This is a genomic window from Acidithiobacillus sp. (assembly GCF_023256195.1).
Taxonomy (GTDB): domain Bacteria; phylum Pseudomonadota; class Gammaproteobacteria; order Acidithiobacillales; family Acidithiobacillaceae; genus Acidithiobacillus_A.
Window position 1 is genome coordinate 1 of record NZ_JAGDWX010000018.1, and the last position, 23,002, is coordinate 23,002.

At 63.7% G+C, this 23,002-nt stretch carries 25 protein-coding genes and 1 tRNA gene; 20 read left to right on the plus strand and 6 right to left on the minus strand.

Annotation, left to right across the window (positions count from 1 at the left end; translation table 11 throughout):
- The 9 genes from Q0C23_RS03510 to Q0C23_RS03550 form a co-directional block, all read left to right on the plus strand.
- Window positions 1-522: cytochrome ubiquinol oxidase subunit I (locus tag Q0C23_RS03510; protein ID WP_291510996.1), on the plus strand; the 522-nt coding region annotated here is incomplete at its 5' end.
- 71 nt (window positions 523-593) lie between these two features.
- Window positions 594-1,682, plus strand: a complete 1,089-nt coding sequence (gene cydB, locus Q0C23_RS03515; protein ID WP_291510997.1) for a cytochrome d ubiquinol oxidase subunit II — start codon at window positions 594-596, stop codon at window positions 1,680-1,682.
- Between the two features lie 134 nt (window positions 1,683-1,816).
- Entirely contained in the window at window positions 1,817-2,182 is a 366-nt protein-coding gene (locus Q0C23_RS03520; RefSeq protein WP_291510998.1) for a hypothetical protein, read from the plus strand.
- 42 nt (window positions 2,183-2,224) lie between these two features.
- Window positions 2,225-2,653 (plus strand): 50S ribosomal protein L13, encoded by a 429-nt coding sequence (gene rplM, locus Q0C23_RS03525; protein WP_291510999.1) that lies wholly within the window; start codon window positions 2,225-2,227, stop codon window positions 2,651-2,653.
- Between the two features lie 13 nt (window positions 2,654-2,666).
- A complete protein-coding gene (gene rpsI, locus Q0C23_RS03530; RefSeq protein ID WP_291511000.1) occupies window positions 2,667-3,053 on the plus strand; it encodes a 30S ribosomal protein S9 in 387 nt (128 codons plus the stop codon).
- 87 nt (window positions 3,054-3,140) lie between these two features.
- Complete coding sequence (gene argC, locus Q0C23_RS03535; RefSeq protein ID WP_291511001.1) at window positions 3,141-4,175, plus strand: N-acetyl-gamma-glutamyl-phosphate reductase; 1,035 nt, start codon at window positions 3,141-3,143, stop codon at window positions 4,173-4,175.
- 264 nt (window positions 4,176-4,439) lie between these two features.
- Window positions 4,440-4,772: a hypothetical protein gene (locus tag Q0C23_RS03540; protein WP_291511002.1), complete on the plus strand. Its 333-nt coding sequence runs from the start codon at window positions 4,440-4,442 to the stop codon at window positions 4,770-4,772.
- A 79-nt stretch (window positions 4,773-4,851) separates the two neighbouring features.
- On the plus strand, window positions 4,852-5,109 hold the full coding sequence (locus Q0C23_RS03545) for a hypothetical protein (protein ID WP_291511003.1): 258 nt from the start codon (window positions 4,852-4,854) through the stop codon (window positions 5,107-5,109).
- A 170-nt stretch (window positions 5,110-5,279) separates the two neighbouring features.
- Window positions 5,280-6,938 (plus strand): sodium:proton antiporter, encoded by a 1,659-nt coding sequence (locus Q0C23_RS03550; RefSeq protein ID WP_291511004.1) that lies wholly within the window; start codon window positions 5,280-5,282, stop codon window positions 6,936-6,938.
- A gap of 15 nt (window positions 6,939-6,953) precedes the next feature.
- On the opposite strand, the gene Q0C23_RS03555 is transcribed toward Q0C23_RS03550, so the two are convergent.
- From Q0C23_RS03555 to Q0C23_RS03570, 4 genes are all read right to left on the minus strand, one after another.
- Window positions 6,954-7,145 carry a DUF2256 domain-containing protein gene (locus Q0C23_RS03555; RefSeq protein ID WP_291511005.1) on the minus strand — a complete coding sequence of 64 codons (192 nt, stop codon included), beginning with the start codon at window positions 7,143-7,145 and terminating at the stop codon, window positions 6,954-6,956.
- 159 nt (window positions 7,146-7,304) lie between these two features.
- Entirely contained in the window at window positions 7,305-7,739 is a 435-nt protein-coding gene (locus tag Q0C23_RS03560) for a VOC family protein (protein WP_291511006.1), read from the minus strand.
- A 251-nt stretch (window positions 7,740-7,990) separates the two neighbouring features.
- Window positions 7,991-8,067: transfer RNA gene (locus tag Q0C23_RS03565), tRNA-Arg, on the minus strand.
- A gap of 93 nt (window positions 8,068-8,160) precedes the next feature.
- Window positions 8,161-8,784, minus strand: a complete 624-nt coding sequence (locus tag Q0C23_RS03570) for an RlmE family RNA methyltransferase (RefSeq protein ID WP_367273179.1) — start codon at window positions 8,782-8,784, stop codon at window positions 8,161-8,163.
- A gap of 96 nt (window positions 8,785-8,880) precedes the next feature.
- Between Q0C23_RS03570 and Q0C23_RS03575 the strand changes: the two genes are divergently transcribed.
- The 8 genes from Q0C23_RS03575 (at window position 8,881) to Q0C23_RS03610 (ending at window position 17,003) form a co-directional block, all read left to right on the plus strand.
- Window positions 8,881-9,222 (plus strand): YhbY family RNA-binding protein, encoded by a 342-nt coding sequence (locus Q0C23_RS03575; RefSeq protein WP_291511008.1) that lies wholly within the window; start codon window positions 8,881-8,883, stop codon window positions 9,220-9,222.
- A 91-nt stretch (window positions 9,223-9,313) separates the two neighbouring features.
- Window positions 9,314-11,785 (plus strand): leucine--tRNA ligase, encoded by a 2,472-nt coding sequence (leuS, locus tag Q0C23_RS03580; protein ID WP_291511009.1) that lies wholly within the window; start codon window positions 9,314-9,316, stop codon window positions 11,783-11,785.
- Complete coding sequence (lptE, locus tag Q0C23_RS03585) at window positions 11,785-12,300, plus strand: LPS assembly lipoprotein LptE (protein WP_291511010.1); 516 nt, start codon at window positions 11,785-11,787, stop codon at window positions 12,298-12,300. The genes leuS and lptE overlap by 1 nt, the downstream gene beginning before the upstream one ends.
- On the plus strand, window positions 12,300-13,289 hold the full coding sequence (holA, locus tag Q0C23_RS03590; protein ID WP_291511011.1) for a DNA polymerase III subunit delta: 990 nt from the start codon (window positions 12,300-12,302) through the stop codon (window positions 13,287-13,289). The genes lptE and holA overlap by 1 nt, the downstream gene beginning before the upstream one ends.
- A gap of 81 nt (window positions 13,290-13,370) precedes the next feature.
- Window positions 13,371-14,633 carry a glutamate-5-semialdehyde dehydrogenase gene (locus tag Q0C23_RS03595; RefSeq protein WP_291511012.1) on the plus strand — a complete coding sequence of 421 codons (1,263 nt, stop codon included), beginning with the start codon at window positions 13,371-13,373 and terminating at the stop codon, window positions 14,631-14,633.
- 25 nt (window positions 14,634-14,658) lie between these two features.
- Entirely contained in the window at window positions 14,659-15,555 is an 897-nt protein-coding gene (locus tag Q0C23_RS03600) for a biotin--[acetyl-CoA-carboxylase] ligase (RefSeq protein ID WP_291511013.1), read from the plus strand.
- Complete coding sequence (locus Q0C23_RS03605; RefSeq protein ID WP_291511014.1) at window positions 15,552-16,280, plus strand: type III pantothenate kinase; 729 nt, start codon at window positions 15,552-15,554, stop codon at window positions 16,278-16,280. Before Q0C23_RS03600 ends, Q0C23_RS03605 begins: the two co-directional genes overlap by 4 nt.
- Before the next feature lie 159 nt (window positions 16,281-16,439).
- Window positions 16,440-17,003: a hypothetical protein gene (locus tag Q0C23_RS03610; protein ID WP_291511015.1), complete on the plus strand. Its 564-nt coding sequence runs from the start codon at window positions 16,440-16,442 to the stop codon at window positions 17,001-17,003.
- Window positions 17,004-17,028: 25 nt separating this feature from the next.
- Here the strand turns inward: Q0C23_RS03610 and Q0C23_RS03615 are convergent, their stop codons facing one another.
- Window positions 17,029-18,357 (minus strand): aminopeptidase P N-terminal domain-containing protein, encoded by a 1,329-nt coding sequence (locus Q0C23_RS03615; RefSeq protein ID WP_291511016.1) that lies wholly within the window; start codon window positions 18,355-18,357, stop codon window positions 17,029-17,031.
- Between the two features lie 112 nt (window positions 18,358-18,469).
- Here Q0C23_RS03615 and metG point away from each other — a divergent pair, with 112 nt between their 5' ends.
- The 3 genes from metG (at window position 18,470) to Q0C23_RS03630 (ending at window position 21,837) form a co-directional block, all read left to right on the plus strand.
- Window positions 18,470-20,524 carry a methionine--tRNA ligase gene (gene metG, locus Q0C23_RS03620; protein ID WP_291511017.1) on the plus strand — a complete coding sequence of 685 codons (2,055 nt, stop codon included), beginning with the start codon at window positions 18,470-18,472 and terminating at the stop codon, window positions 20,522-20,524.
- A 276-nt stretch (window positions 20,525-20,800) separates the two neighbouring features.
- Window positions 20,801-21,235 (plus strand): DUF805 domain-containing protein, encoded by a 435-nt coding sequence (locus tag Q0C23_RS03625; protein ID WP_291511018.1) that lies wholly within the window; start codon window positions 20,801-20,803, stop codon window positions 21,233-21,235.
- A gap of 221 nt (window positions 21,236-21,456) precedes the next feature.
- Window positions 21,457-21,837, plus strand: a complete 381-nt coding sequence (locus tag Q0C23_RS03630) for an alpha/beta hydrolase (protein ID WP_291511019.1) — start codon at window positions 21,457-21,459, stop codon at window positions 21,835-21,837.
- Here the strand turns inward: Q0C23_RS03630 and Q0C23_RS03635 are convergent.
- Window positions 21,834-22,958 carry a 3-deoxy-7-phosphoheptulonate synthase gene (locus tag Q0C23_RS03635; protein WP_291511020.1) on the minus strand — a complete coding sequence of 375 codons (1,125 nt, stop codon included), beginning with the start codon at window positions 22,956-22,958 and terminating at the stop codon, window positions 21,834-21,836. The genes Q0C23_RS03630 and Q0C23_RS03635 overlap by 4 nt on opposite strands.
- Window positions 22,959-23,002 lie beyond the last annotated feature (44 nt).

Consider the following 23,002-nt stretch of genomic DNA (forward strand, 5'->3'; position numbering starts at 1 on the left):
CTGGATCAGTTCCCGGCCAACGATCGCCCCGATGTTTGGGTACCGTTCTATGCCTTCCGGGCCATGGTCGCCATCGGCTTCTTCCTGTTCTTCGTAGCGCTGTGGGGCAATTGGCTGCGCCTGCGGGGCAAGCTCTCTGCGCGTGAACTGCAGAAGCGTCCCTGGTTCCTGCGTGCCCTGGTACTCTCCAGCCTTCTGCCCTTCCTGGCCATCTGGACCGGCTGGTGGGTGCGGGAGATCGGCCGGCAGCCCTGGCTGGTCTACGGCATGATGCGCACCTATGAGGGGGTCAGCCACATGAGTGTCGCTCAGGAGATCGTCTGGTTTGCTGGCTACATCGTCTTCGAACTCGTGGTCTGGGCGGGCGCCTGGTACTTCTTCACCCGGGTCATCGCCAAGGGTGTGGATGACATCGCGCCTTCCGAGACGCTCTTCCACCACTCGGAAGAGGACGAGAGCCAAGCCGGCGGTGGCCATGCCCGGCCGAGCTTCGCCAAGCCGGTCATGGAACGCAATCGCTGAGGCCGTAACGGAGACCGTACTGCAGGGTCGGCACGGTGCCGACCCTGTAGCCAATAAAGAGGATTGCCATCATGGAATTGACTCACGATATACTGCGCATCAGCTCCGCACTGTCCACCTGGTGGTGGCTGCTGCTGGCGCTGATGTTTCTGTTTTACATCGCTCTGGATGGGGCGGATCTGGGGGCAGGCATCTTTGCCCTCTTCTCCAAGGACGAGGACGAACGCGGCGCCATCATGGCGTCCATGGCCGGCTTCTGGGACGGCAACGAGACCTGGCTGGTCGTCGCCGGCGGCGTACTCTTCGGAGCTTTCCCCGTCGTTTATGGTTCGGCCTTCAACTATCTCATGATTCCGCTGATGCTGGCGCTCTGGGCCATCATCATGCGCGCGGTAGCCTTCGAGTTTCACATTCACGCCCGCAGCAGCCGCAAGATCTGGGGCTGGTTCTTCGCGCTGGGCAGCCTCATTGCCACCTTCTTCGCCGGCGTCGCTCTGGGCGCCACACTGCAGGGCTTCCCCATGAGTTCCGGCTTGGCCATTGCCGGGGTCGAGAGCGGCGGCTACACCAGCCCAGTCCTGCACTTCTCCGGCTCGGCCATGCACTGGCTCAGTCCCTTCTCCCTGTGGACGGGTGTGGGCGCGGTCATTGCCGCCGGTCTCGCGGGCGGTCTCTATCTCTGTGCCCGTTTCGTCCCCGGGGACGTCATCCACGAGCGGGCCAAGACCTGGACCAACATCTTCTCGCTGCTGGCCTTGGCGGCCATCGTCGTCACCATCGTCTGGTCCTACGCCATCTTCCCTTGGGCCGCGGCCAAATGGACCGGTCCCTACTGGTACATCTGGGCTGGCTGGCTCTTGCTGACCCTCTTCTTCGCCTACCAGTCCATGACCAGTCACAGCAGCGGCCGCAACTTCACCGCCCTGCTCTGGGGTGAGGCAGTGGTGGTCTCCCTCTGGGTCGCCATGTGGGCAACCATGTATCCCTACATCGTGCCCGGAACCTGGACCATCGAGGCGGCGGCCAATCCGGCCAACTCCCTGGCGGTCTTCACCCTGTTCATGACCGGATTCGTACCGGTGATGATCATGTACAACTGGTACCAGATCTGGGTCTTCCGCGGCCGCTTCACCAAAAAGAGCGTCTACGGCGGACACTGAGCCAGCCTGGCAAGGAAAGGAACGGGGCCCGATGGGCCCCTTTTTCATGGCTGTGGACGCAACTTTATGCCTCGTCTTTGGTCTACTCACCCACAGGGATATTGCCGCAAAACCTTCGCAAAAAAGGATTCACCGTGAGTGCCATACACCTACTCAGCCGACTGAGCCGCTGCCGCAGCTCCCACAATCAGAATCCGCCGGACCTCACCGAGGTCCTCGCCGCCGTCTCCGAGCGCCAGTGGGTGCTGGAGCGGCAATGGCAGAGCATCATCCAGTCCTTGCCCGAGGCCTCACCAGCAGAGATCACCAGCCGTCTCCTGGCGCTGGATGAGGAGAGAGTACGCTATCGGCGATTCTGGACGCTCTGGCGCGCCAATCTGCGCGCCGCCCGTGGAGAGCAGGCGGCGCAAGCAGACTACGGCGATACCCCAACGCAGCATGCCCGCGACGACGGGAGCGCTGTCAGCGATTGCCTTGACAGCAGGCCCAGCGCTCGGTAGTCTTTGCACCCTTGGCAAAGAACCCCTAACCGGAGTTTCCCGATGAAAACCTATTCCGCCAAGTCCCACGAGGTGCAGGGGGACTGGTTCGTTGTTGACGCAACCGACAAGGTGCTGGGGCGCCTGTCGGCGGAGCTTGCCCGTCGTCTGCGCGGCAAGCACAAGCCCGAATTCACGCCGCACGCGGACATCGGGGACTACATCGTCGTCGTCAACGCGGCCAAGGTCGCCGTCACCGGCAATAAGGCGAAGGACAAGATGTACTATCGCCACACCGGCTACGTCGGCAACCTCAAGAGCGCATCCTTCGAGAAGATGATGGAGACGCACCCGGAACGGGTCATCGAGATCGCGGTCAAGGGCATGCTGCCCAAGAATCCTCTGGGGCGGGCCATGTATCGCAAGCTTCGGGTCTATGCCGGCGCCGAGCATCCGCACTCGGCACAACAGCCCCGCCCTCTCGATATTTAAGGCGAAAGAATCCATGGAACAGTATTACGGTACCGGACGTCGAAAGAGCGCTACGGCACGCGTCTATCTGCGGCGCGGTTCGGGTAAGATCATCATCAACAAGCGTAGCCTGGAAGAGTACTTTGGCCGTGAGACCTCACGCATGGTGGTCCTCCAGCCGCTGGAACTGACGGGTCATGGCAGCCAGTTCGATATCCTCGTCAATGTCAGCGGCGGCGGCGCCAGTGGCCAGGCCGGCGCCATTCGTCATGGCATCACCCGCGCCCTCATGCGCTACGACGAAACCTTGCGGCGCCCGCTGCGCAGTGCCGGATTCGTCACCCGGGATGCTCGCGAGGTAGAACGCAAGAAAGTGGGCAAGCACAAGGCGCGGCGCAGTCATCAGTTCTCCAAGCGCTGATTTCTGCTGCACTTCCAGCCGAAAGCCGCCTCAGGGCGGCTTTTTCGTTGCAGCCCATGACCCTTTATCAGACTCTAGGTGGCGGCCATGATTCGTGTGGGGATTGTCGGTGGTACCGGGTATACCGGCGTTGAACTGGTGCGCTTGCTGGCGGGGCACCCCGAGCTACAGCTGGAGGTCGTTACCTCCCGCACGGAGGCGGGACAATCGCTGGTGGATTTTTTCCCTAATCTGCGCGGCCACACGACCTTGCGCTACGAGGCACCGGATCTGGCGCGCCTGCGAGAGCTCGACCTCGTTTTTTTTGCCACACCGCACGGCGTTGCCATGGATATGGCACCAGGTCTGGTCGCCGCGGGGGTTCGGGTCATCGACCTTGGCGCCGACTTTCGTCTGAAAGATCCAGCCAGCTATGAACACTGGTACGGTCTCGCCCACAGTGCCACGGATTTGCTGGCCGAGGCCAGCTACGGCCTACCGGAACTCTTTCGGGAGGAAATCCGCGGCAGTCGCCTGGTGGCCAATCCCGGCTGTTATCCCACGGCGGTGATCCTTGGCCTGCAGCCGCTCTTACAGGCGGGCCTCTTGCACCTGGACAGCCTCATCGCCGACTGTAAATCCGGGGTAAGTGGCGCGGGGCGGACGGCGCGCCTGGGCCTCATCCTCGCGGAGACCTCGGACAACGTCCAGGCCTATGGCGTCAGCGGCCACCGCCATCGCCCCGAGATCGAGGCGGTGCTCGGCCGCAGCTGCGGACGGGATCTGGAGCTGCAGTTCAGCCCACACCTCATGCCCATGATCCGCGGCATCCACGCTACCCTCTACGGGCGCCTCAATCGCTCGCTGAGCGACGCGCAGCTGCAGGAGATCTACGCGCAGCGCTATGCCCATGAGCCTTTTGTGGACGTACTGCCATGGGGCAGCCATCCGGCCACCCGGTCCGTACGCGGTGCCAATGTCTGTCGGATCGCCGTGCATCAGCCGCGGCCGGGACAGGTCGTCGTGCTCTCGGTGATCGACAATCTGGTCAAAGGCGCTGCCGGCCAGGCCTTGCAGAATCTGAATCTACTCTTCGGCTTTCCAGAGACCCTGGGTCTGGAGCAGATTGCCCTCTTACCCTGAAGCCATGGGCCTTGCCGAATAAAGCGGGCGATAGACTTGATGCCAGTCAGGCGCGGTGCCGCCGGTCCGCGCCCCAAGAAAAGAGCTGGTGCGACAGGATTCTTCAACAGAGTCAGCTTGTTAGACGGTCCTTTCAAGAATTGTCGACGTTTTGCTACAACAGCTGCCCGAACGGCTGCCGCAAACCCAGCAAAACCAGACTCAGAGAATATGGCACGATATGTGCTTCCAAAAGCTTTCGAGAACTCTGTCGGAGCATGACCTATGAAAGCACACAGACGATATCGGACGGCCGCCTTCGGCCTGATGCTGGGGGGCGCTCTGCTCGCAGGCGCGTGCAGTCAGACTGTGCAAGCGGACGATTTTTCTTTGGGTGTCGCGATCCCCGGGGCAAGCCTGTACCTGGGTCAGGCTCCACGGTATTACTACGCCCCGCCGGTGGTTGTCGCGCCTCCGCCACAGCCCGTGTACTACGTGGCCCCGCCGGCGCCCGGGTACTATGTCGTGCCGGAAGGACGACGCTGGAAAAGGCACGGTCCGCCACCCTGGGCACGTGGCCATCACGATAGACACTGGGAACACTGGGACGACGATTGAGAGTAACTCAGATGGTCGCAATGGAATCTTTCCCAGGACCCTGGGTCCATAACTCTACACGGATAAAGAGAGGAACCTTATGACGACTCAAAACCTTGGAACGGTAGCGCGGGCCGGTGTCCTGGCCCTGGCAGTGATCGGCCTTGCCGGCTGCGCGAACATGAGCCCAACGGGCCAGCGCGCCCTCAGTGGCGGCGCCATCGGTGCCACGGGTGGTGCGGTACTGGGCGCTGTGGCTGGTGGCAATCCGGCCCTTGGCGCCGCAGTGGGTGGTGCGGTGGGCGCCGGCGTCGGCGCCGCCCTGCCCAGCATCGAAAGAACCCTCAACGGCGGCTGAGCGGAGCGCGCACTCCTACGGCCTATTTTCGATAGAAGCGCCTGGACGTCCACGGAACCGGACGTCCAGGCGTTTTGCCGTTGGACGCCTCGCCAGTACGCCCGGCGGGCACCCCGGCCCATTTTCCAGTATCCTGAAGGCCCATCGACCCCGTCGGTTGAGGCCTCAGGATGAATCCCGAAACCCTTCTGATCCTTTTCGTCTGCGCATCGCTCCTGGCGGTGGTCGCCAATCGGGTGCGCATTCCCTATGTGGTGGCGCTGGTCCTGGGCGGCCTGCTCCTCGGCTCATTGAAGCTTTTTCAGGCGCCCGTCCTCAGTCAGGACCTGCTTTTCAACGTGGTTCTGCCGGGCCTGATCTTCGAGTCCGCCTATCATCTGCCAGCGCCCGCCCTCTGGCGTGACCGCCTCGCCATCTTTGGTCTTGCAGTGCCGGGGGTTCTGCTGTCCATCGTTCTGACCGCCGCGGTCTTCGTCTGGAGCAGTCATTTTCTCGGCGATCTGGAGGGCGTGGTCATGCCCTTCGGCATCGCTCTGGTATTTGGCGCCATGGTGGCCGCCACCGATCCCATCTCGGTCGTCGCCATCTTCCGTCAGTTGCAGGCCCCCGCTCGCCTCACCCTGCTTGTGGAAAGCGAGAGCTTGCTCAACGATGGTACTGCCATCGTCTTCTTCACGCTCTTTCTCGGTATCGCCACGGGCGCTTCGGCTCACTGGACGACCTTGGCCACGAGCTTTTTTGAGATCGTCGGCGGCGGCATTCTGGTGGGGGGCTTCATCGGCTGGCTGGCGGCGGAGTGGATCAAGCGGGTGGACGACGCCATGGTGGAGATCACCCTCACCATCCTGGCCGCCTATGGGAGCTTTCTTGCCGCCGATCAGCTGGGCTACTCCGGCGTCATCAGTACCGTGGTGGCGGGTCTTGTCTGTGGCGCGACGGGTATCCGCCAAGGTATGGCGCCCAGTGTCAGCCTGGCAGTGAATACCTTCTGGGAGTATCTGGGCTTCGTCCTGAACTCCCTGGTATTCCTCCTGGTGGGCTTTACCATCCACCTGCCGGAGCTGTTCCGGGTCTGGCCCCTGATTCTGGCCGCCTACGTTGCCATCACCGTCGCCCGTGCCAGCGTGGTCTACGGCGTCGGCGCCCTGCTCAGCAAGACCCGCTCGCACATTCCCTGGATCTGGCACTTCATCCTGCTCTGGGGCGGCGTACGCGGGGCTCTGTCCATGGTGCTGGTGCTCAGTTTGCCGCCGCATTTTCCCTATCGCGAGATCCTGGTCAACCTGGTGTTCGGGGTCGTCCTGCTGACTATCCTCATCCAGGGTCTGACCATGACTCCCATCGCCAGGAGCCTCGGCATCATCGATCCCAGTGATCGCTGGAGCATCCTGGAGGCCCGCCGCATGCGTCTGCGCCTGGCTCAGAGTACCCTGGACGATCTGGAACGCCTGAGCCGCGAGGAGTTCTATTCCGAGGAGGCCATCGAGCTCATCCGCAAGCACTTTACCATGATTCGGGAGGAATCCCGGGCGAGCCTGGGCAGCCTCGACTTTGATCCCGCCAAACGCCTTCAGGGGGATTTCACGCGACTGTACCAGCGCCTTCTGGCGCGCCAAAAAAAGCGGCTTCTGGACGCCCAGCAGGCGGGCCTCATCAGCCAGCGCACCTTCGATGAACTGCGAGCCGACCTGGACGCCGAGACCCTGGATCTGGAGTCGCAGCCGCGAAACCTGAGGGAGCGTTGGCTGGAAGAGATCCGTGAGCGCGAGGGAGGTGGCGAGTCGTCCTCTCACCCGGCCGCGATCGACAAAGATTCGGCGAGGGAATAAACCGGTCGCACAGACTCAAGGGTCGGCGTGGCGACCGGCAGGGACGCCGCCACGGCATCCCTTGCGCCGACAGGCGTCGCTGCAATACTGGATCTCATCCCAGCAGCGCGCCCAGGCCTTGCGCCAGGTCATGGGCCGCCCACAGGCTGCACAGATCTTGCTGGGCAGAAAACTTTTATTGCCTTTGAAAGGCCGCGATTTCCTCACGAAAGGCGCTCCTGACATCCATCCCTTGCTGCGACGATGCGTGTAGGCTCGTGTCTGTCCGCGGACTTGGCTCCGTCCCGAGGACAAGGCACCGGGGTCCCCGACCAAGACTCTATGGGGACCTGACCTCTACAGCCTGCATCCGCGTGCCGCAGCCGCTCAGGAGCCCAGGGAGGGGTCATCACCGGCATCACCCTCGGCATAGTAGCGCAGCTCGATCTGATTGCCATCCGGGTCCCGCAAATAGACCGAGATCCCCGTGCCGCGGGCACCATAGCGCCGCACGGGTCCGGACTCTACGGGCACATCATGGGTTCTGAGTCGTTCTACTAGGTGATCCCATGCCGTCTTCGTCGTGGAAAGGCAAAAATGATTGAGGTTGCCGGGATCCACCCTGTGTTGCCCAGGCTTCGCCCAAAAGTCTCTTGGAAAGAGGTCGATGATGGTCTGCTCGTTGATGCGCACCGAAGGAAAGGGCGCCTTGCCGGAACGATAAGCATCCAGTCGCTCCGGCTGAAGCTCGAGAACCTCCCGGTAGAAGGCGATCATCTCCTCCATGTTTTCAACATTGAGAACGATGTGATCCATCTGCATAGGCACGCGCTTGCTCCTGGGGCCCGAAAGGCCCTGTTCCTGCATCACCGGGCTCGAACTTCAAAGCTGTACCGCAAGGCGCCATCCACTCCCACGGGTGCTCGTGGTAACGCTTGCTTCAGCACCGGCATCCTCAGTATAAATCACCCGGCCTGGCCCCTCGGCTTCTGCCGGAAAGAGAACGGGCCGTGGCTCCTTGGGGACCAAAAAAAGGAAAGGCCCCGGATGATTATCCAAGGCCTTGCTAGATATGGTGCGCGATACTGGATTCGAACCAGTGACCTTTGGCTTCGGAGGCCAACGCTCTATCCAGCTGAGCTAACCGCGCGCAAAGCGCATTATAGGGCGGAGTATTCGCAGCTGTCCACGGATAGGGGGACAAGACGTCAGCGCGCCTGGGGTCGAAGCCCCCATCGGCGTCTCAGGGGCGCGGTCGATAATCCAGAGCCAGCCAGTACTGCTCTGCGGAGCGGGCGCGCGAGGCCTCGGGCTTGCGCACGACGATGCGGCGAAAGGAACTTTGCAGTTCTCGGCGCAGCTCCTGCGCTCCGGCCCCCATGAATACCTTCATGAGCAGCTTGCCGCCCGGGACGAGCCATTCTCGCGCCAGATCCAGCGCCAGTTCGCACAGGGCCATGGCACGCGCCTGGTCGGCGCTGGCGATACCCGAGAGATTTGGCGCCATGTCGCTCAAGATGAGGTCGACGCCCTCCGGAAAGGCGGCACGGCATTGGGCGATGACGGACTCATCGTAGATATCTCCCTGGATCACCAGGGCTCCCGCCACGGGATCCATGGCCAGGCGGTCCACGGCGACGAGTCGTCCCTCGGGCCCGACGATGGCGGCGGCTACCTGGGTCCAGCCGCCCGGTGCCGCCCCCAGATCCAGGACCCGCAGCCCTCGCCGCAGGAGCCCGTCCTTGTCCTGGATCTCCAGCAATTTGTAGCTGGCCCGAGAGCGATAGCCCTCACGTGCCGCCCGCTGTACGTAGGGATCCTGAAAATGTTCGCGTAACCACTGCTTACTGGATTTGCTGCGCGCCACCTGCACTCCCCAGGACACGACATCGGGGCCCGCGGCTTTGACCACCCGCAGGCTGGGCCGTACACTCTTCACTCTTAGTCATCGGGAAAGCATAGCATGTTGAGCAGCAAAGAAAGACAGGCCCTGAAGGCGCGCGCCCACCCGCTGCAGCCGGTCCTCATGGTGGGTAGCGCGGGCCTCGGTCCCGCCCTCATGGAAGAGCTGGACAGGGTCCTGCTCCACCATGAACTCATCAAGCTGCGCCTGCCCGCTCTGGAACACGAGGCCCGGGATGCCATGGTCGCCGAAATCCTGGCCGGCAGCGGTGCCGAGGCTGTCGCCCGAATCGGCCGGATTCTGATTCTGTATCGTCCGCGCCCGCCCGAGCCGGTGCGCGTACCGGCCAGCAAGCCGGCCCCCACCAAGGCCGCTGCCGCTCCCCGGCGCCTGCGGCATTGAGTCGTGCTGTCGCCCGGCGTCCGCTTTTCTTCACAACGCTCACCTGCACTGCAGGCAGTCCACCCTGTCCCCGACGGAAGTCCAGTACACCATGAGTGACATCCTGAACGAACGATCCTACCAGCCCCAGACCCTCGAGGCAGAAATCCAGAAGTTCTGGGAAGCGCGCGAAGACCACCGCGCCCCCGCCGAGCCCGACGGTGAAAAATTCTACGTCCTCGCCATGTTCCCCTATCCCTCGGGTCAGCTGCACATGGGGCACGTGCGCAACTACAGCATCGTCGACGCCATTGCCCGCTACCAGCGCATGCGCGGCAAGAGCGTGCTGCACCCCATGGGCTGGGACGCCTTCGGGTTGCCCGCCGAAAATGCGGCGCTGAAACATGGCGTGGCACCGGCGCAGTGGACCTTCGAGAACATCGCCCACATGCGCGGTCAGCTCAAGCGCCTGGGTCTGTCCTACGACTGGTCCCGGGAGTTTGCCACCTGCACCCCGGAATATTATCGCTGGGAGCAGTGGCTGTTCCTGAAGCTCTGGGAAAAGGGACTGGTCTATCAAAAGGAAAGCACGGTCAACTGGGATCCCGTGGATCAGACCGTACTGGCCAACGAACAAGTGGTGGATGGCCGCGGCTGGCGTTCGGGAGCGCTGGTGGAGCGCCGGGAGATTCGTCAGTGGTTCCTGCGCATCACCGCCTACGCCGAGGAACTGCTACAGGGCCTCGAGCAGCTGCAAGGACACTGGCCGGAGCAGGTGCTGACCATGCAGCGCAACTGGATCGGTCGCTCCGAGGGAGCCGAGATCCACTTCCCCCTGGTGGGCGAGGACGCGGTCATCAAGGTCTTCAGTACCCGTCCCGATACCCTGATGGGGGCCACCTACGTGGCCCTGGCGCCGGAGCACCCTCTGGTGCTGGCCAGGGCCAGTGCGGATCCGACCCTCGCGGCCTTCGTCGAGCGCTGCAAGCACGTCGCCGTATCCGAGGCCACGGTGGAGACTCAGGAGAAAGAGGGCCATCCCCTGGGCATCACGGTGCGGCACCCTCTGACCGGCGAAAGCCTGCCGGTGTGGACGGCCAATTTCGTGCTCATGGGCTACGGCGAGGGTGCGGTGATGGCCGTACCGGCGCACGATCAGCGCGACTTTGAATTTGCCCGGAAGTACGGTCTGCCCATTCGCCCGGTGATCCAACAGCCCGGGGCGGCGACCGATGAGCAGCCAGAGGCCGCGTATACGGGTCCTGGACGCCTCTTCCACTCCGGACCCTTCGATGGCCTCGACTCGGAGGAAGCCAAGACCCGCATCACCGAGACCTTGGCCGCCCAGGGACTCGGCCGCAAGACCGTAAACTGGCGTCTGCGCGACTGGGGTATCTCGCGCCAACGCTATTGGGGCACGCCCATACCCATGATCCACTGCCCCCACTGCGGCGTCGTACCGGTGCCGGAGGCAGATCTACCGGTGATCCTGCCCACCCACTATCAGCTGCAGGACCCCCGCTCACCACTGCTGGAAGATCCGGCCTTCCGCGATGTAGCTTGCCCCCAGTGCGGCGGACCGGCACAGCGCGAGACGGACACCATGGATACCTTTGTGGAGAGTTCCTGGTACTTTGCCCGTTTCACATGTCCCGATGCCCAAACCATGCTGGACGGGCGTGCCCAGGCCTGGATGCCTGTGGATCAGTACGTGGGTGGGGTCGAACACGCGGTGCTGCACCTCCTCTACGCCCGCTTTTTCAATCGGCTCCTGCGCGACTTCGGGCTCCTGCCCGCGGACGGTCGTTTCGATGAGCCCTTCCGCCGCCTTCTCACTCAGGGCATGGTCCTCAAGGACGGTGCCAAGATGAGCAAATCCAAGGGCAATACCGTCGACCCCCAGGAGCTGCTGGATCGTTATGGGGCCGATACCGCGCGGCTCTTCATCCTCTTCGCCGCCCCCCCGGAGCAGTCGCTGGAGTGGTCCGACAGCGCCGTGGAGGGGGCCTATCGCTTCCTGCAAAGGGTCTGGCGCCTGGTACAGGACTACGGTGAGCGGCCCAGCCCTTTGCCTACGGAACTCTCACCGGCCGCCCGAGATCTGCGTCGTGCCATTCATCAATGCATAGAGCGGGTGACCTTCAACCTGGAGGAACGTCAGCATTTCAACGTCGCCATCGCCGCGTGCATGGAACTGACCAACCACCTGGCGCGGGTGGATGGCGATGATGCCGAGCTCCGCGCCGTTCTGGGCGAGGGCCTGCGCGCCCTGGTACGGATGCTGGCACCCTTCACGCCACACCTGGCCGAGGCCTGCTGGATGACGCTGGGTGGGGAGACGGCCCTGGCCCACACTCCCTGGCCCGAGGTGGATCCCGAGGCGCTGCTGACCGAAACTTTGACCCTGGTCGTCCAGGTCAACGGCAAGCTGCGGGAACGTCTGGATTTTCCAGCGAGCGCCGACGAGGCGGAAATCCGCGCCCTGACCCTGGCCCACCCCCGTGTGCAGAAACACGTGGAAGGCAGAGAATTGCAACGGGTCATCGTCGTGCCGGGCCGACTCGTCAATCTGGTGCTCTCCTGATGCGACGCCAGTTTTCGGGTCCTGCGCTACGGCTGACGGTACTGCTGTTGGGGGCGAGCCTCAGTGCCTGTGGCTTTCACCTGCCCACGGGCAGCACCATCCCACCGCGCCTGCAGGGCCTGCAGGTGGTTGCCTCGGGGCCGGCGGGGGGGTCGCTGGCCACTGCCGTGGAGCGGGAACTTGCCCGCGACGGAAATCACAGCTCTGCCACCGCACCGGTGCTGCACATCAGCAATGCCTATGTCAGCCAGCGTATCATCAGCATCAGTCCCAGTACCGGCGTTGCGCTGGAGTTTCTCAATACCTTGCACGCCGAGATCAGTCTGCGCCAGGGGGATCGGGTCCTGCTGCCACCGCAACCCTTGTTGGTGGAGCACAGCTTTACCTATAACAGCTCCAACCCCCTCGCCACCAACGTACAGCAGGAGGAAGACCAGCGCCTGCTGTTCCAAGAAGGGGCCCGCGATATCCTGCGTCGAGTCCTCTATAACCAGGGTCTGCGCGACGGACACTGATGCGCGTCAAGGGCGAGCGGTGGTCGGCGCATGTGCAGCAGGCTCTGCCCGCCGTTGCCGCCATCTTCAGCGACGAGATCCTGCTGCGCCAAGAGGCGCTGGCGCATTATCTGGAGGCGGCCCGAGTGCAGGGTTACACCGCACGCCAGCGGCTCTACCAGCAGGATGAACCCTGGGAAGCACTGCGGGACGAGCGCGACGCCCTCTCCCTCTTCACCGAGAATCGCTGCCTGATCCTGCAGCTGGATCATCTGAAGTTGCCCAAGGCCGCTACCACGGCCCTGGCACACTGGCTCGCCGCCCCCGCGGAAACGACCCGCCTTTGTCTGGTCGGCCCCCGCCCCGATCCCGGGCAGCAGAAGCAGGAGTGGTTCCGCACGCTGGAAAAATCGGCGGCAGTGCTCATCCTGTACCCACCCAACGCCCAGGAATGGCCGCAATGGGTGGCAGCGCGACTGCGCCAGGCCGGCCTCGCGGCCGATGACGCGGGCCTGCAGCTGCTCTGCGAACTGACCGCCGGCAATCTTGCGGCCTGTCAGCAGGCCATCCTGCGACTGGGCGAGTCTGCCCAGGGCCGCATCGATGCCGTTACCATCCGGGAACAGCTGGCCGATGATAGCCGCTTCACGGTCTTTGAACTGGCCGATGCCGCGCTGCGCGGCGAGATGGAACGGGTAGACCACATCTTGGGCCGGCTGCGAGGCGGTGACGCCGAGCCCGTGCTGCTGCTATGGGCACTGCACCGCGATCTGCGGCTCTTGCTACGCCTGCAGAGCGAAGACGCCACCACCCTGTGTCGCGAGGAGCGACTCTTCCCTCCCCGGAGTCTGTGGCTGCGCCAGGCAGCGGCGCGCATCCCGGCCAAGACGCTGTGGGACGGCCTGGCCAGCTGCCGCGCCATCGACGCGCGCATCAAAGGTCAGGATCCGAGTCCTTTGTGGCCGGCCATCGGCAGCCTTGCCCTGCGCATTGCCGCTGCCCGCCCCTGAAGGCACAATGCGGCTTTACGCCATGGGCATTGCGGCAAGAAAGGCCGCCCTGCTCTGGCCTGCCACTAGCGAGGAGACCGTATGACTCAGAAAATCGAGGCGGAAGTCCGCACCCTCGGCCAACGCGCGCGCCGGGCCCAGGGGCAGCTGCTGGGCAGCGACAGCGGTGCCAAGAATCGCGCACTGCTGGGAATGGCGGAATTCCTGCGCCGCGACGCCGAGGATATCCAGCGCGCCAACCGCAAGGATCTACGCGCCGCCGAGGCGGCCGGTCGGGATCCGGCCTTCATGGATCGCCTGCGCCTGGACGAGGGCCGCATCGAGGCCATGGCCACGGGCCTCGAGCAGATCGCCGCCCTCCCCGATCCCGTGGGGGAGATCACCGATCTGGCCTATCGCCCCAGCGGTATCCAGGTGGGGCGCATGCGCATGCCCCTGGGCGTCATCGCCATGATCTACGAGTCCCGCCCCAATGTAACGGCCGATGCCGCGGGTCTCTGCCTGAAATCCGGCAATGCCGTGATCCTGCGCGGTGGCTCCGAATCCCTGCACAGCAATCTGGCCATCGCCGAGCGTCTGCGTGCCGCGCTGGGCCGGGCGCAGTTGCCCCTGGACGTGGTGCAGTACCTACAGATTCCCGATCGGGAGGCTGTGGGAGCCCTCATCCGTATGGACGATCTGGTGGACGTGATCATTCCCCGGGGCGGCAAGGGTCTCTTGAGCCGGATCCGCGCGGAGGCCACGGTGCCGGTCATCATGCATCTGGACGGCAACTGCCACGTCTACGTGGATCGCGACGCCGACGCCACCAAGGCTCTGAAGATCGTGGTCAATGCCAAGACCCAGCGGCTCGGCACCTGCAACACCGCCGAGAGTCTGCTCATCCATCGCGACCGGGTGGACGACCTGCTGGAGCCCCTGACGACGGCTCTGCGCGAGAAAGGCGTGGAGATCCGTGCCTGTAGCGAGAGTCTGCCCCGCATTCCTGGGGCGGTGGCGGCGACGGAAGAGGACTTCGCCACGGAATATCTGGCGGCCATCCTCTCCCTCAAGATCGTCGACGACCTCGATGCCGCCATCGCCCACATCGCCCGCTATGGCTCCGGGCACACGGAGTCCATTGTCACCGAAAACATCACGACGGCTCGCCGCTTCCTGCGGGAGGTAGATTCCAGCTCGGTGATGGTCAATGCCTCCACCCGCTTTGCCGACGGCTTCGAGTATGGTCTGGGGGCAGAGATCGGTATTTCCACCAACCGTCTGCACGTACGCGGGCCGGTAGGCCTGGAGGGCCTGACCCTGCAGAAGTGGATCGTGCTGGGGGACGGTCATATCCGCTCCTGAACCCTCGGCCTTGCTGCGCCAGGTGATGACTGCTGCCGCCGGTAACGGGGCAAGGGCGGCGGCAGAGAGCGCGGCGGCAAGGCTGGATGCCTCGACCCAAGCGGTAGTCCTCGCCGAGGCGAGGCACTGGGGTTTGCCGCTGCGCTTCGACCGCGATAGACCGGTTCTGGACTATCCCGCCGAGCGCCTGGATGCCGCGCGCATCGCCAAGCTGGCTGGCCCGGGTCTACCGCCCGCCGAGATTCTGCCCTTCTGCGACTCCACCAATACCCGCATACTGGAACAGGCCGAGCTCCAGCTCTGTCTGAGCGAAGCACAATGGGCAGGGCGTGGTCGGCGTGGCCGGAGCTGGTACTCGCCCTTTGGCCGCCACCTCTATCTCAGTCTGCGCCTGTCTGCCCCGGCCAAACCGCCGGCGAGCCTGCCCCTGGTAGCGGCACTGAGCGCATACCAGGTGCTGGCTGCCCAACTCCCGGGACTGTGGGTCAAGTGGCCCAACGATCTCTGGCTGGACGGACGCAAGCTGGGCGGCTTTCTCGCCGAAGGTCGGCGGCGGGGCGGGCAGCAGGATTGGGTGCTGGGCATGGGTCTCAACTGCCACCTGGACCCGGGTCTGGATGCCAGCGGCACCTGCCTTGCCGAGCATGGCCAGCGGGTCGACCGCAACGCCCTGGCCGCCGCGATCCTGCGGCAGTGGCAGGTAGACTTCCCGCTGCTGGCCAGCGCGGGTTTCACCGCCTTTGCCGAGCGCTGGGCGGCGGCCGACCGCCTCTGCGGCCAGACAGTGGAAGTCCAGCGTGATGGCCAGTGCCGGCTGGGACAGGCCCGTGGCGTCGACCACGCTGGCCGTCTGCGCGTCCAGATCGCTGGTGAGGAACGGTATCTCGATGCCGCGGATGTCCGTATTCGACCGGCCCCATGATCCTCATCGCCATCGGCAACACCCACACGCAGATCGCCCACACCGAAGACGGACGGAACTTTCGTGTCGAGCGCCGTCCCAGCGGCGCCGCCATTGCCGAGATACTTGCCGGATTACCATCGCCCTGGTCCTCCTGGCTGGCGGAAGAACCCATCTACCTTGGCGGTGTCGTCCCGGAGCGGGAAGCGCTCTGGCGAGCATGCCTCGCCTCGGGGCAGATACGCGACTGGGATGCGGAGCGTTTTCACGCACTGCTGCCCAACGCCTATGAGCCGCCCCAGAGTCTTGGCTTCGATCGCCGCTGCTGCCTGCTCGCCGCCGCCCGGGACTGGCCGGATCGAAACCTTTTGGTGGTGGATGCGGGTACCGCCATCACCTTGGATCTGCTGGCCGATGGGCGCTTTCACGGTGGCCGTATCCTACCAGGGTTGGGCCTCTCCTTGCGCGCGCTGGCCCAGCACACGGCCCAGCTTCCGACGCTGTCCCCCCAATCCTGCGCCGTGGATTTTGGTAACTCCACCGAGGAGTGTCTACTGCTGGGGGTGACGGCGGGGGCAGCAGCGGCCGTGGATGCCGCCCTGCGGGACGGGCGCCGTCGCTATCCGGACCTGGGCCTCCTCCTGACGGGCGGTGACGCCCCTTTACTGCAGGCCCGGCTCGGGCAGGGCGAGTTGGTCCCGAATCTCCTGCTGCGTGGTTTTTTTCTACTGACTTCAGTAACTTGATCTCATCTCATTGATTAGCAAGGCGTATAAGCAGGCTATTGATTTAGGCAGGTTTTTTTGAGATAGTTTGCGACCCAAAAACCATTGCTGGTGGATAAAAGCGCTTTATAAAGCGCAGAGATCTCGGCGAAGATCGCACTAGGCAAAAGGAGTTGAAGATTGTTCAAAGGTATCTTCGTGGGTGCCGGTGTCGCCCTGTTGGCGTTCGCGCTCCCCAATACCCTCTCTCTGGCGCGGCCAGAACTTTCCTGGGCCTGGGCCCAGCCTTTGGACGCCCCGGCAGCAGCGTCGGCGTCCCTGAACCTCACCCCGACCGTTGCGACGGCTACGAGCACGACGCTCCAGGACCAGGACCATGGTACCCTGCTCCTGGACCATCGCGTCTTTTATCTGCACCGGGTGACCGCCTACAACGCCGTGCCCTGGCAGACCAGCAGCGATCCCGAGATTTCGGCCTGTGGCCCCACCCGACCGGATCAGATCGCCCTGTCGCAGGATCTCTTTTTTCGCAAGGACGGTGGCAATCGCTGCGGTGAGCGGGTGGAGATCGTTCTATCCTCGGGAAAGGTGGTCCGGGGCGTGGTCTGGGACACCATGAATGCCCGCTACAAGATGGCCGCGGACATCCTCATGGACTCGGTGCACGAGGCCGTGCAGTTTGGCGTCAAGGAAGCGGAACTGCGCATCCTGCCCGCCAAGCTGCCATCCAGCACGGATTCCTGAGCGGGCGGGCGACGGATCACGCCGGTTAACTGCCCAGGGCCATGAGGGACTCGATCTCTTCGATCTCCTTGGGTGCCGCCGCCGAGAGAATCTCCACGCCCGTCTCGGTAATCAGGCAGTCGTCCTCGATGCGGATACCAATGCCGCGGTAGCGCTCCGGGCAGGCGGGGTGTTGTGGAGCGAAGTAGAGTCCGGGCTCCGCCGTCACCACCATGCCCGCCTCCAGCGGTCGCCAGCTGCCGTCGCGTTGGCGATAGGAACCGGCGTCGTGTACGTCCAGACCGAGCCAGTGGCCGGTGCGGTGCATATAGAAACTGCGGTAGAGCCCCTGCTCGAGAATGGCTTCGCGGCTTTCCGACAGGATCTTGAGATCGCGCAGACCATCCACCAGCACAGCCACCGCCGCCTCGTGGTAGTCAGCGACGGAGCGGCCGGGGACGAGGGCGGCGATGGCCGCCTTCTGGCTGGCGAGTACCAGCTCGTAGATTTCTCGTTGTGCCGGGCTGAAGACGCCGTTGACGGGATAGGTGCGGGTGATGTCGCCGGCATAATTGCCGTATTCCGCGCCGGCGTCGATGAGGACGAGGTCGCCGTCCACGAGTTCGTCGCTGTTTTCGGTGTAATGCAGGATGCAGCCATTGACCCCGCCGCCGACGATACTGGGATAGGCGACGCTGCGCGCGCCCAGGCGCTGGAAGACGAACTCGATCTCTGCCTGCAGTTGGTATTCGGTCATCCCAGGACGGCAGACCCGCATGCCATGGCGATGACCAGCAGCACTGATCCCCACGGCCGCACGCAGGTGTTCCTGCTCGATCGGATCCTTGATGACCCGCATCTCGTGCAACAGAAAACCGAGATCCACCAGCTCCTGGGGGTAGCGTATGCCCGCCCGGGAGCGGCTGCGGGCCTGATTACGCCAGAGCATCAGGCGGGCGTCGAAGTCGGCAGAACGTCCCAGGGGTGCGCAGAGCAACTCCCGGTTCTGCAAAAGCTCGGGTAGCAGGCTGTCCAGCTCGGCGATGGAGCGAGTCTGGTCGACACCACAGAGCTCCTTGGCGCCCTCCAGACCTGCACGACGACCGTCCCAGGTCTCCCGTTCCGGGTCGCGTGGCCGACAGAACAGCCACTGCTCGCCCTCGGGATGACCCGGTACCAGCACCAGCACCGCCTCGGGCTCGGCAAAGCCGGTCAGGTACCAGAAATCGGAATCGGGGCGAAAGGGATAGTGGACATCGGCATTACGGAATTTTTCAGCGGCCGTCGGGACGATGGCCACCCCACCGGGGAGCCGCTCCATGAGGCGACGGCGGCGGCCAGCGTAATCGGGCCGGGGCAAGGCATGGCTGGACATGGCAACTCCTGAACCACAAAGCCCCAGTATGCCACAAAGGCAACGAATCTGCCGCGCCAGATCGTCCGCCGCCCATTGCTCCGCGCCGGCAAGGCAGGTAATTTAGCGGACTATGAAACGCAAGATCCTCGTCACCAGTGCTCTCCCCTACGCCAACGGGCCTCTGCACCTTGGCCACCTCGTGGAGTACACCCAGACGGACATCTGGGTGCGCTACCACAAGCTGCGGGGCCACGACTGCACCTACGTCTGCGCCGACGATGCCCACGGTACGCCCATCATGCTGCGAGCCCAGAGTGAGGGCATAACGCCGGAGACCTTGGTCGCCCGCATGCAGACGGAGCATCTGCGCGATTTCACCGCCTTTGGCATCGGCTTCGACTGCTATCACAGCACCCACTCGCCGGAAAACTTTGCCATCTCTCAGGAAATCTATCGCCGTCTACGCGCCGGAGAGCATATCGTCGTGCGCGAGATCGAGCAGGCCTACGACCCCGTAGCCGGAATCTTCCTGCCGGACCGTTTCATCCGGGGCACCTGCCCCAAGTGCGGAGCTGCCGATCAGTATGGGGACAGTTGCGAAGTCTGCGGTGCCACCTACAGCCCCACCGACCTGCTGGATGCCGTCTCCGCCATCTCCGGCGCCACCCCCGAGCGGCGCCCTACGGAGCACTATTTCTTCGCCCTGGGGGACTTTTCCGACTTTCTGCGGCAGTGGATTCACAGCGGTACCCTGCAGGAGGAGATGGCCAACAAACTGGACGAGTGGTTTGCGACGGGCCTCGCGGACTGGGACATCAGTCGCGATGCGCCCTATTTCGGCATCCCCATCCCCGATACTCAGGACAAGTTCTTCTACGTCTGGCTCGACGCCCTGCCCGGTTACATGGCCGCCACCCGCCGCTGGTGCGAGGAGCACGGCCGGGACTTCGACACCTACTGGGGCGCTGATGCCGAGAGTGAGGTCTACCACTTCATCGGCAAGGACATCATCTACTTTCACGCCCTGTTCTGGCCGGCCATGCTCAAGGGCGCCGGCTATCGCCTGCCGACGGCCGTGTTCACCCACGGTTTCATGACCGTCAACGGCGCCAAGATGAGCAAGTCCCGCGGTACCTCTATCACCGCTGCCCAATATCTGGAGCGCCTGGAGCCGGAGTTCCTGCGCTACTACTTCGCCAGCAAGCTCCATCCGCGTGCGGAGGACATCGACCTCAACCTCGAAGATTTCCTGCTCAAGGGCAATGGCGACCTGGTGGGCAAGGTCGTCAATCTCGCGGCTCGCAGCGCTGGTTTCATCCATCGGTACGGTGGCGGTCGATTGGCCCCGAGCCTGGGCGAGGACACCGACTTCTACCGCGAACTGGCGGCGCAACGGGAAGGGATCGGTGCGGCCTACGCCGAACGGGACTATGCCCGCGCCATCCGTGACATCATGGCTCTGGCAGATCGCGTCAATGCCTACGTGGACCGCGCCGCCCCCTGGCTTCTGGCGAAAGACCCCAGTCAACACGAAGCCTTGCTGCGCGTCGCCAGCACGACCCTCAACGCCTTCCGTCTGCTGGTCACCCTGCTGAGCCCCGTGGTGCCACAACTGGCGCGCCGATCCCTGGATTTCCTGCACTGCCCCCTGGACTGGGACGCCACGGCCGAACCGCTGCTCGATCACGACATCGCGCCCTACCAGCACCTGCTGCAAAGAATGGAGAAGACCATCGTGGACAGTCTCATCGCCAGTCCCTCAAGCCCGGCCAGCGAGGCTCCGAAGACCAAGCCCACCGACCAGACTCCCAAGACTCAGGCGCCGGGCGGGAGCGCGGAAGGGGCAGAAGCCACGCCCACCATCAGCATCGACGACTTTACCCGGGTGGAGCTGCGGGTGGCCCGTATCGTCGCTGCCGAGGCAGTGGAAGGAGCGGAAAAGCTCCTGCGCCTCAGTCTCGACATCGGCGAAGACAAGCCGCGCCAAGTCTTTGCCGGCATCAAAGCCGCCTATCGTCCGGAGGATCTGCAGGGTCGGCTGACGGTGATGGTCGCCAACCTCGCCCCACGCAAGATGCGCTTCGGCCTTTCCGAGGGCATGGTCCTGGCCGCGAGCGGCCCCGAGGGAGGTCCTTTCCTTCTCTCCCCCGACAGCGGCGCCGTCCCCGGCATGCGTATCAAGTAGCCGGTCCGCGGCCTCCACCCCGGACGGCGCTATCCCCTTCCTTATTGCCTTTTCAATAACTTAGTCCTTATACTGAGCATCGCGCGATGCGCGCGGCGCAGACTGCGCCCGCTTGCGTCCAAACCGCGGGCCGCTCGTGCAGCCAAACTAAACACCACAGCAAGTGGGGGGAGCGTACGGGCGGCTTCGGTGCATCCACACTACCCGTGCGCCCCACCTTGGCCGGCAGGCCGCATGGTGCGTCCTGCCTATGACCGGTACGAAAGGAGGGAGTGCATGGGATTGTTGGACATCTACAAGTACGAAATTTATCGGAATTACGCGAATTTTCAAGGGCGTACGAAGCGTGCTGCCTTTTGGTGGTTCACTTTGAGCTTCTACCTGCTGCTTTTGGGATCAGTCGCTTTGCTCATGGTTCTTTTTCCCCAAGATCAAGGGGGACTGGGGATCTTCGGGACGGTTCTTGTCTTGGGGTTCTTCGTACTCTTACTCGGCATGATGATCCCCCTGTACGCCATCACCATCCGACGCCTGCACGACGCTGGATTGTCTGGTTGGTGGGTCCTGCTGAATTTCGTCCCGATCCTCGGTCTTGCCCTTATCTTCTTGCTCCTCTTGCCGAGCCGTCCCGGCGGCGAGCGCTACGGCACCTATGTACGCTATGGGGAAGACGGGGTGGCGCAGGAATATTCAAGGGCAACAACTAATTGACGAATCCTTGGGGCCTTTGCGGCGCAACGCGGCTCGTTGGGTGAGTTGCGGGCGTCCGGACGATTGGCTTCACCTGTGTCTAGCTTTTGGCCCAACCTTGATCGAGACAAGACTTGTAGCTACCCATTAGACGGTTTCTGTTGACCTGAGCAGGGCGGGCACGGTGCCCGCCCTCTTTTGTCAACGGCTTCGGCTTGGACAAGACGCTGTGAGGCGCCTTGTTGGGCTGCCTAGCTGAAGACGTTGGTTACATCCGTTACGTCCTGGCAGGCTCTGCCGCCGATACGGTCGCACGCTACGACCGAGAACACCACGAAAACCCCTTTGCCTACGCAGACGATCTCCTGCGGCCGCCCGCTGTCCTCCCGCATCTGCACCAAGGGCTACAAAATCCGCCGATCCTGTATATTGGCCACCCCGTCGGCGCCATGATCGGCATCATCGCCGCCATTGACCGGCCCCAGCGGTTTCAAGCCCTTTTTCTCATCGGCGCCTCGTTCTGCTATCTGCGCGTGCCCGATCGTACCGAGGGACGGACGCCAGCGGACCGCATCCTCTGTGGAGCCAAAAGGAAAGGACGCAATCGCCTGGTCTGGCTCTAGCTGCGGGCGAAGTGCTGCGCCTCCGCCAACAGCCGACGCTCCTCATAGGCCTCCCGCGCCAGACGCACGTCCTCCAGGAACCAAGGCAACTCTTCCAAACGCAGGGCCTGCGGTCCATCTACCAGAGCGGTAGCAGGATCGGGATGAAAATCCACCAGGATCATGTTGGCGCCGGCGATCACGCCCTGCGCCGTCACCTGAAACACCTCCGGGATACCGTCCGGTCCCACCTCCCGACTACCGACGGAGTGGGAGGGATCGATGCAGACGGGCATACGGGTCAGCCGCTTCACCACCGGCACCTGGGCAAAATCCACGAAATTGCGATGTGGGTCTCCCAGGTTGGTCTTCATGCCACGCAGCCCGAAGACCACGCGATCGTTGCCCTCGGAAGCCAGGTATTCGGCGGCATTGAGGGATTCTTCCAGGGTAATGCCGAAACCGCGCTTGAGCAGCACCGGAAAATCCCGCTGCCGTCCCACCGCCTTGAGGAGTTCGAAGTTCTGGGTATTGCGGGTGCCGATCTGCAGCATGACGCCGGTAGGCTGCCCGGTCTGCTCCAGGGCCTTGCGGATTTCATCCATGTGCGCCTCGTGGAGGATCTCCATGGCGATGACCTGGATGCCGTACTTACCGGCCAGCTCAAAGACATAAGGCAGACAGGCGGCACCGTGGCCCTGGAAGGCATAGGGACTGGTGCGGGGCTTGTAGGCCCCCATGCGCGTGCACACCTGACCGTTGTCCTTAAGGGCGCGCATCATGGCCTCCACATGCTCGCGGGTGTCCACGGCACACAGTCCGGCGAAAACGTTGAGGTTATCCTGGCCAAAGTGGACGCCGCGGTAATCGAAGCCCGTGGGCCGCTCGTCCCCCGCGTGTCGCCCCAGCACCCGGTATTCCCGCGACACCCGGATCGCTCTGGCAACCCCTGGTAAAGCCTCCATATCCTCGATGCGCAGGGCCTTGGTGTTGCCAATGAGATAGATCTCGCGCAGGGTCTGTTCGGCTCCCTGCACCCGATGCACCCGATGCTCGATCCCCTCCAGGCCGCGCAGATGCTGCAAGAGCGCCTGAAAGGTCGGCGATTCTTCGGTGAGGTCGGTATCCAGAATCAAGATCATGAACGCTTCCTTTTCGTGGCCAGAAGAGTGGGAATGGCGACTAT

Excerpts from the sequence above, each read along its gene's own strand:
- lptE (WP_291511010.1), top strand. The coding sequence starts at position 11,785 with ATGCGACGCCAGTTTTCGGGTCCTGCGCTACGGCTGACGGTACTGCTG.
- Q0C23_RS03625 (WP_291511018.1), top strand. The coding sequence starts at position 20,801 with ATGGGATTGTTGGACATCTACAAGTACGAAATTTATCGGAATTACGCG.
- cydB (WP_291510997.1), top strand. The coding sequence starts at position 594 with ATGGAATTGACTCACGATATACTGCGCATCAGCTCCGCACTGTCCACC.
- holA (WP_291511011.1), top strand. The coding sequence starts at position 12,300 with ATGCGCGTCAAGGGCGAGCGGTGGTCGGCGCATGTGCAGCAGGCTCTG.
- metG (WP_291511017.1), top strand. The coding sequence starts at position 18,470 with ATGAAACGCAAGATCCTCGTCACCAGTGCTCTCCCCTACGCCAACGGG.
- Q0C23_RS03595 (WP_291511012.1), top strand. The coding sequence starts at position 13,371 with ATGACTCAGAAAATCGAGGCGGAAGTCCGCACCCTCGGCCAACGCGCG.
- Q0C23_RS03560 (WP_291511006.1), bottom strand. The coding sequence starts at position 7,739 with ATGCAGATGGATCACATCGTTCTCAATGTTGAAAACATGGAGGAGATG.
- Q0C23_RS03605 (WP_291511014.1), top strand. The coding sequence starts at position 15,552 with ATGATCCTCATCGCCATCGGCAACACCCACACGCAGATCGCCCACACC.
- Q0C23_RS03550 (WP_291511004.1), top strand. The coding sequence starts at position 5,280 with ATGAATCCCGAAACCCTTCTGATCCTTTTCGTCTGCGCATCGCTCCTG.
- Q0C23_RS03540 (WP_291511002.1), top strand. The coding sequence starts at position 4,440 with ATGAAAGCACACAGACGATATCGGACGGCCGCCTTCGGCCTGATGCTG.
- Q0C23_RS03575 (WP_291511008.1), top strand. The coding sequence starts at position 8,881 with ATGTTGAGCAGCAAAGAAAGACAGGCCCTGAAGGCGCGCGCCCACCCG.
- Q0C23_RS03635 (WP_291511020.1), bottom strand. The coding sequence starts at position 22,958 with ATGATCTTGATTCTGGATACCGACCTCACCGAAGAATCGCCGACCTTT.
- Q0C23_RS03545 (WP_291511003.1), top strand. The coding sequence starts at position 4,852 with ATGACGACTCAAAACCTTGGAACGGTAGCGCGGGCCGGTGTCCTGGCC.
- Q0C23_RS03615 (WP_291511016.1), bottom strand. The coding sequence starts at position 18,357 with ATGTCCAGCCATGCCTTGCCCCGGCCCGATTACGCTGGCCGCCGCCGT.
- Q0C23_RS03600 (WP_291511013.1), top strand. The coding sequence starts at position 14,659 with ATGACTGCTGCCGCCGGTAACGGGGCAAGGGCGGCGGCAGAGAGCGCG.
- rpsI (WP_291511000.1), top strand. The coding sequence starts at position 2,667 with ATGGAACAGTATTACGGTACCGGACGTCGAAAGAGCGCTACGGCACGC.
- argC (WP_291511001.1), top strand. The coding sequence starts at position 3,141 with ATGATTCGTGTGGGGATTGTCGGTGGTACCGGGTATACCGGCGTTGAA.
- leuS (WP_291511009.1), top strand. The coding sequence starts at position 9,314 with ATGAGTGACATCCTGAACGAACGATCCTACCAGCCCCAGACCCTCGAG.
- rplM (WP_291510999.1), top strand. The coding sequence starts at position 2,225 with ATGAAAACCTATTCCGCCAAGTCCCACGAGGTGCAGGGGGACTGGTTC.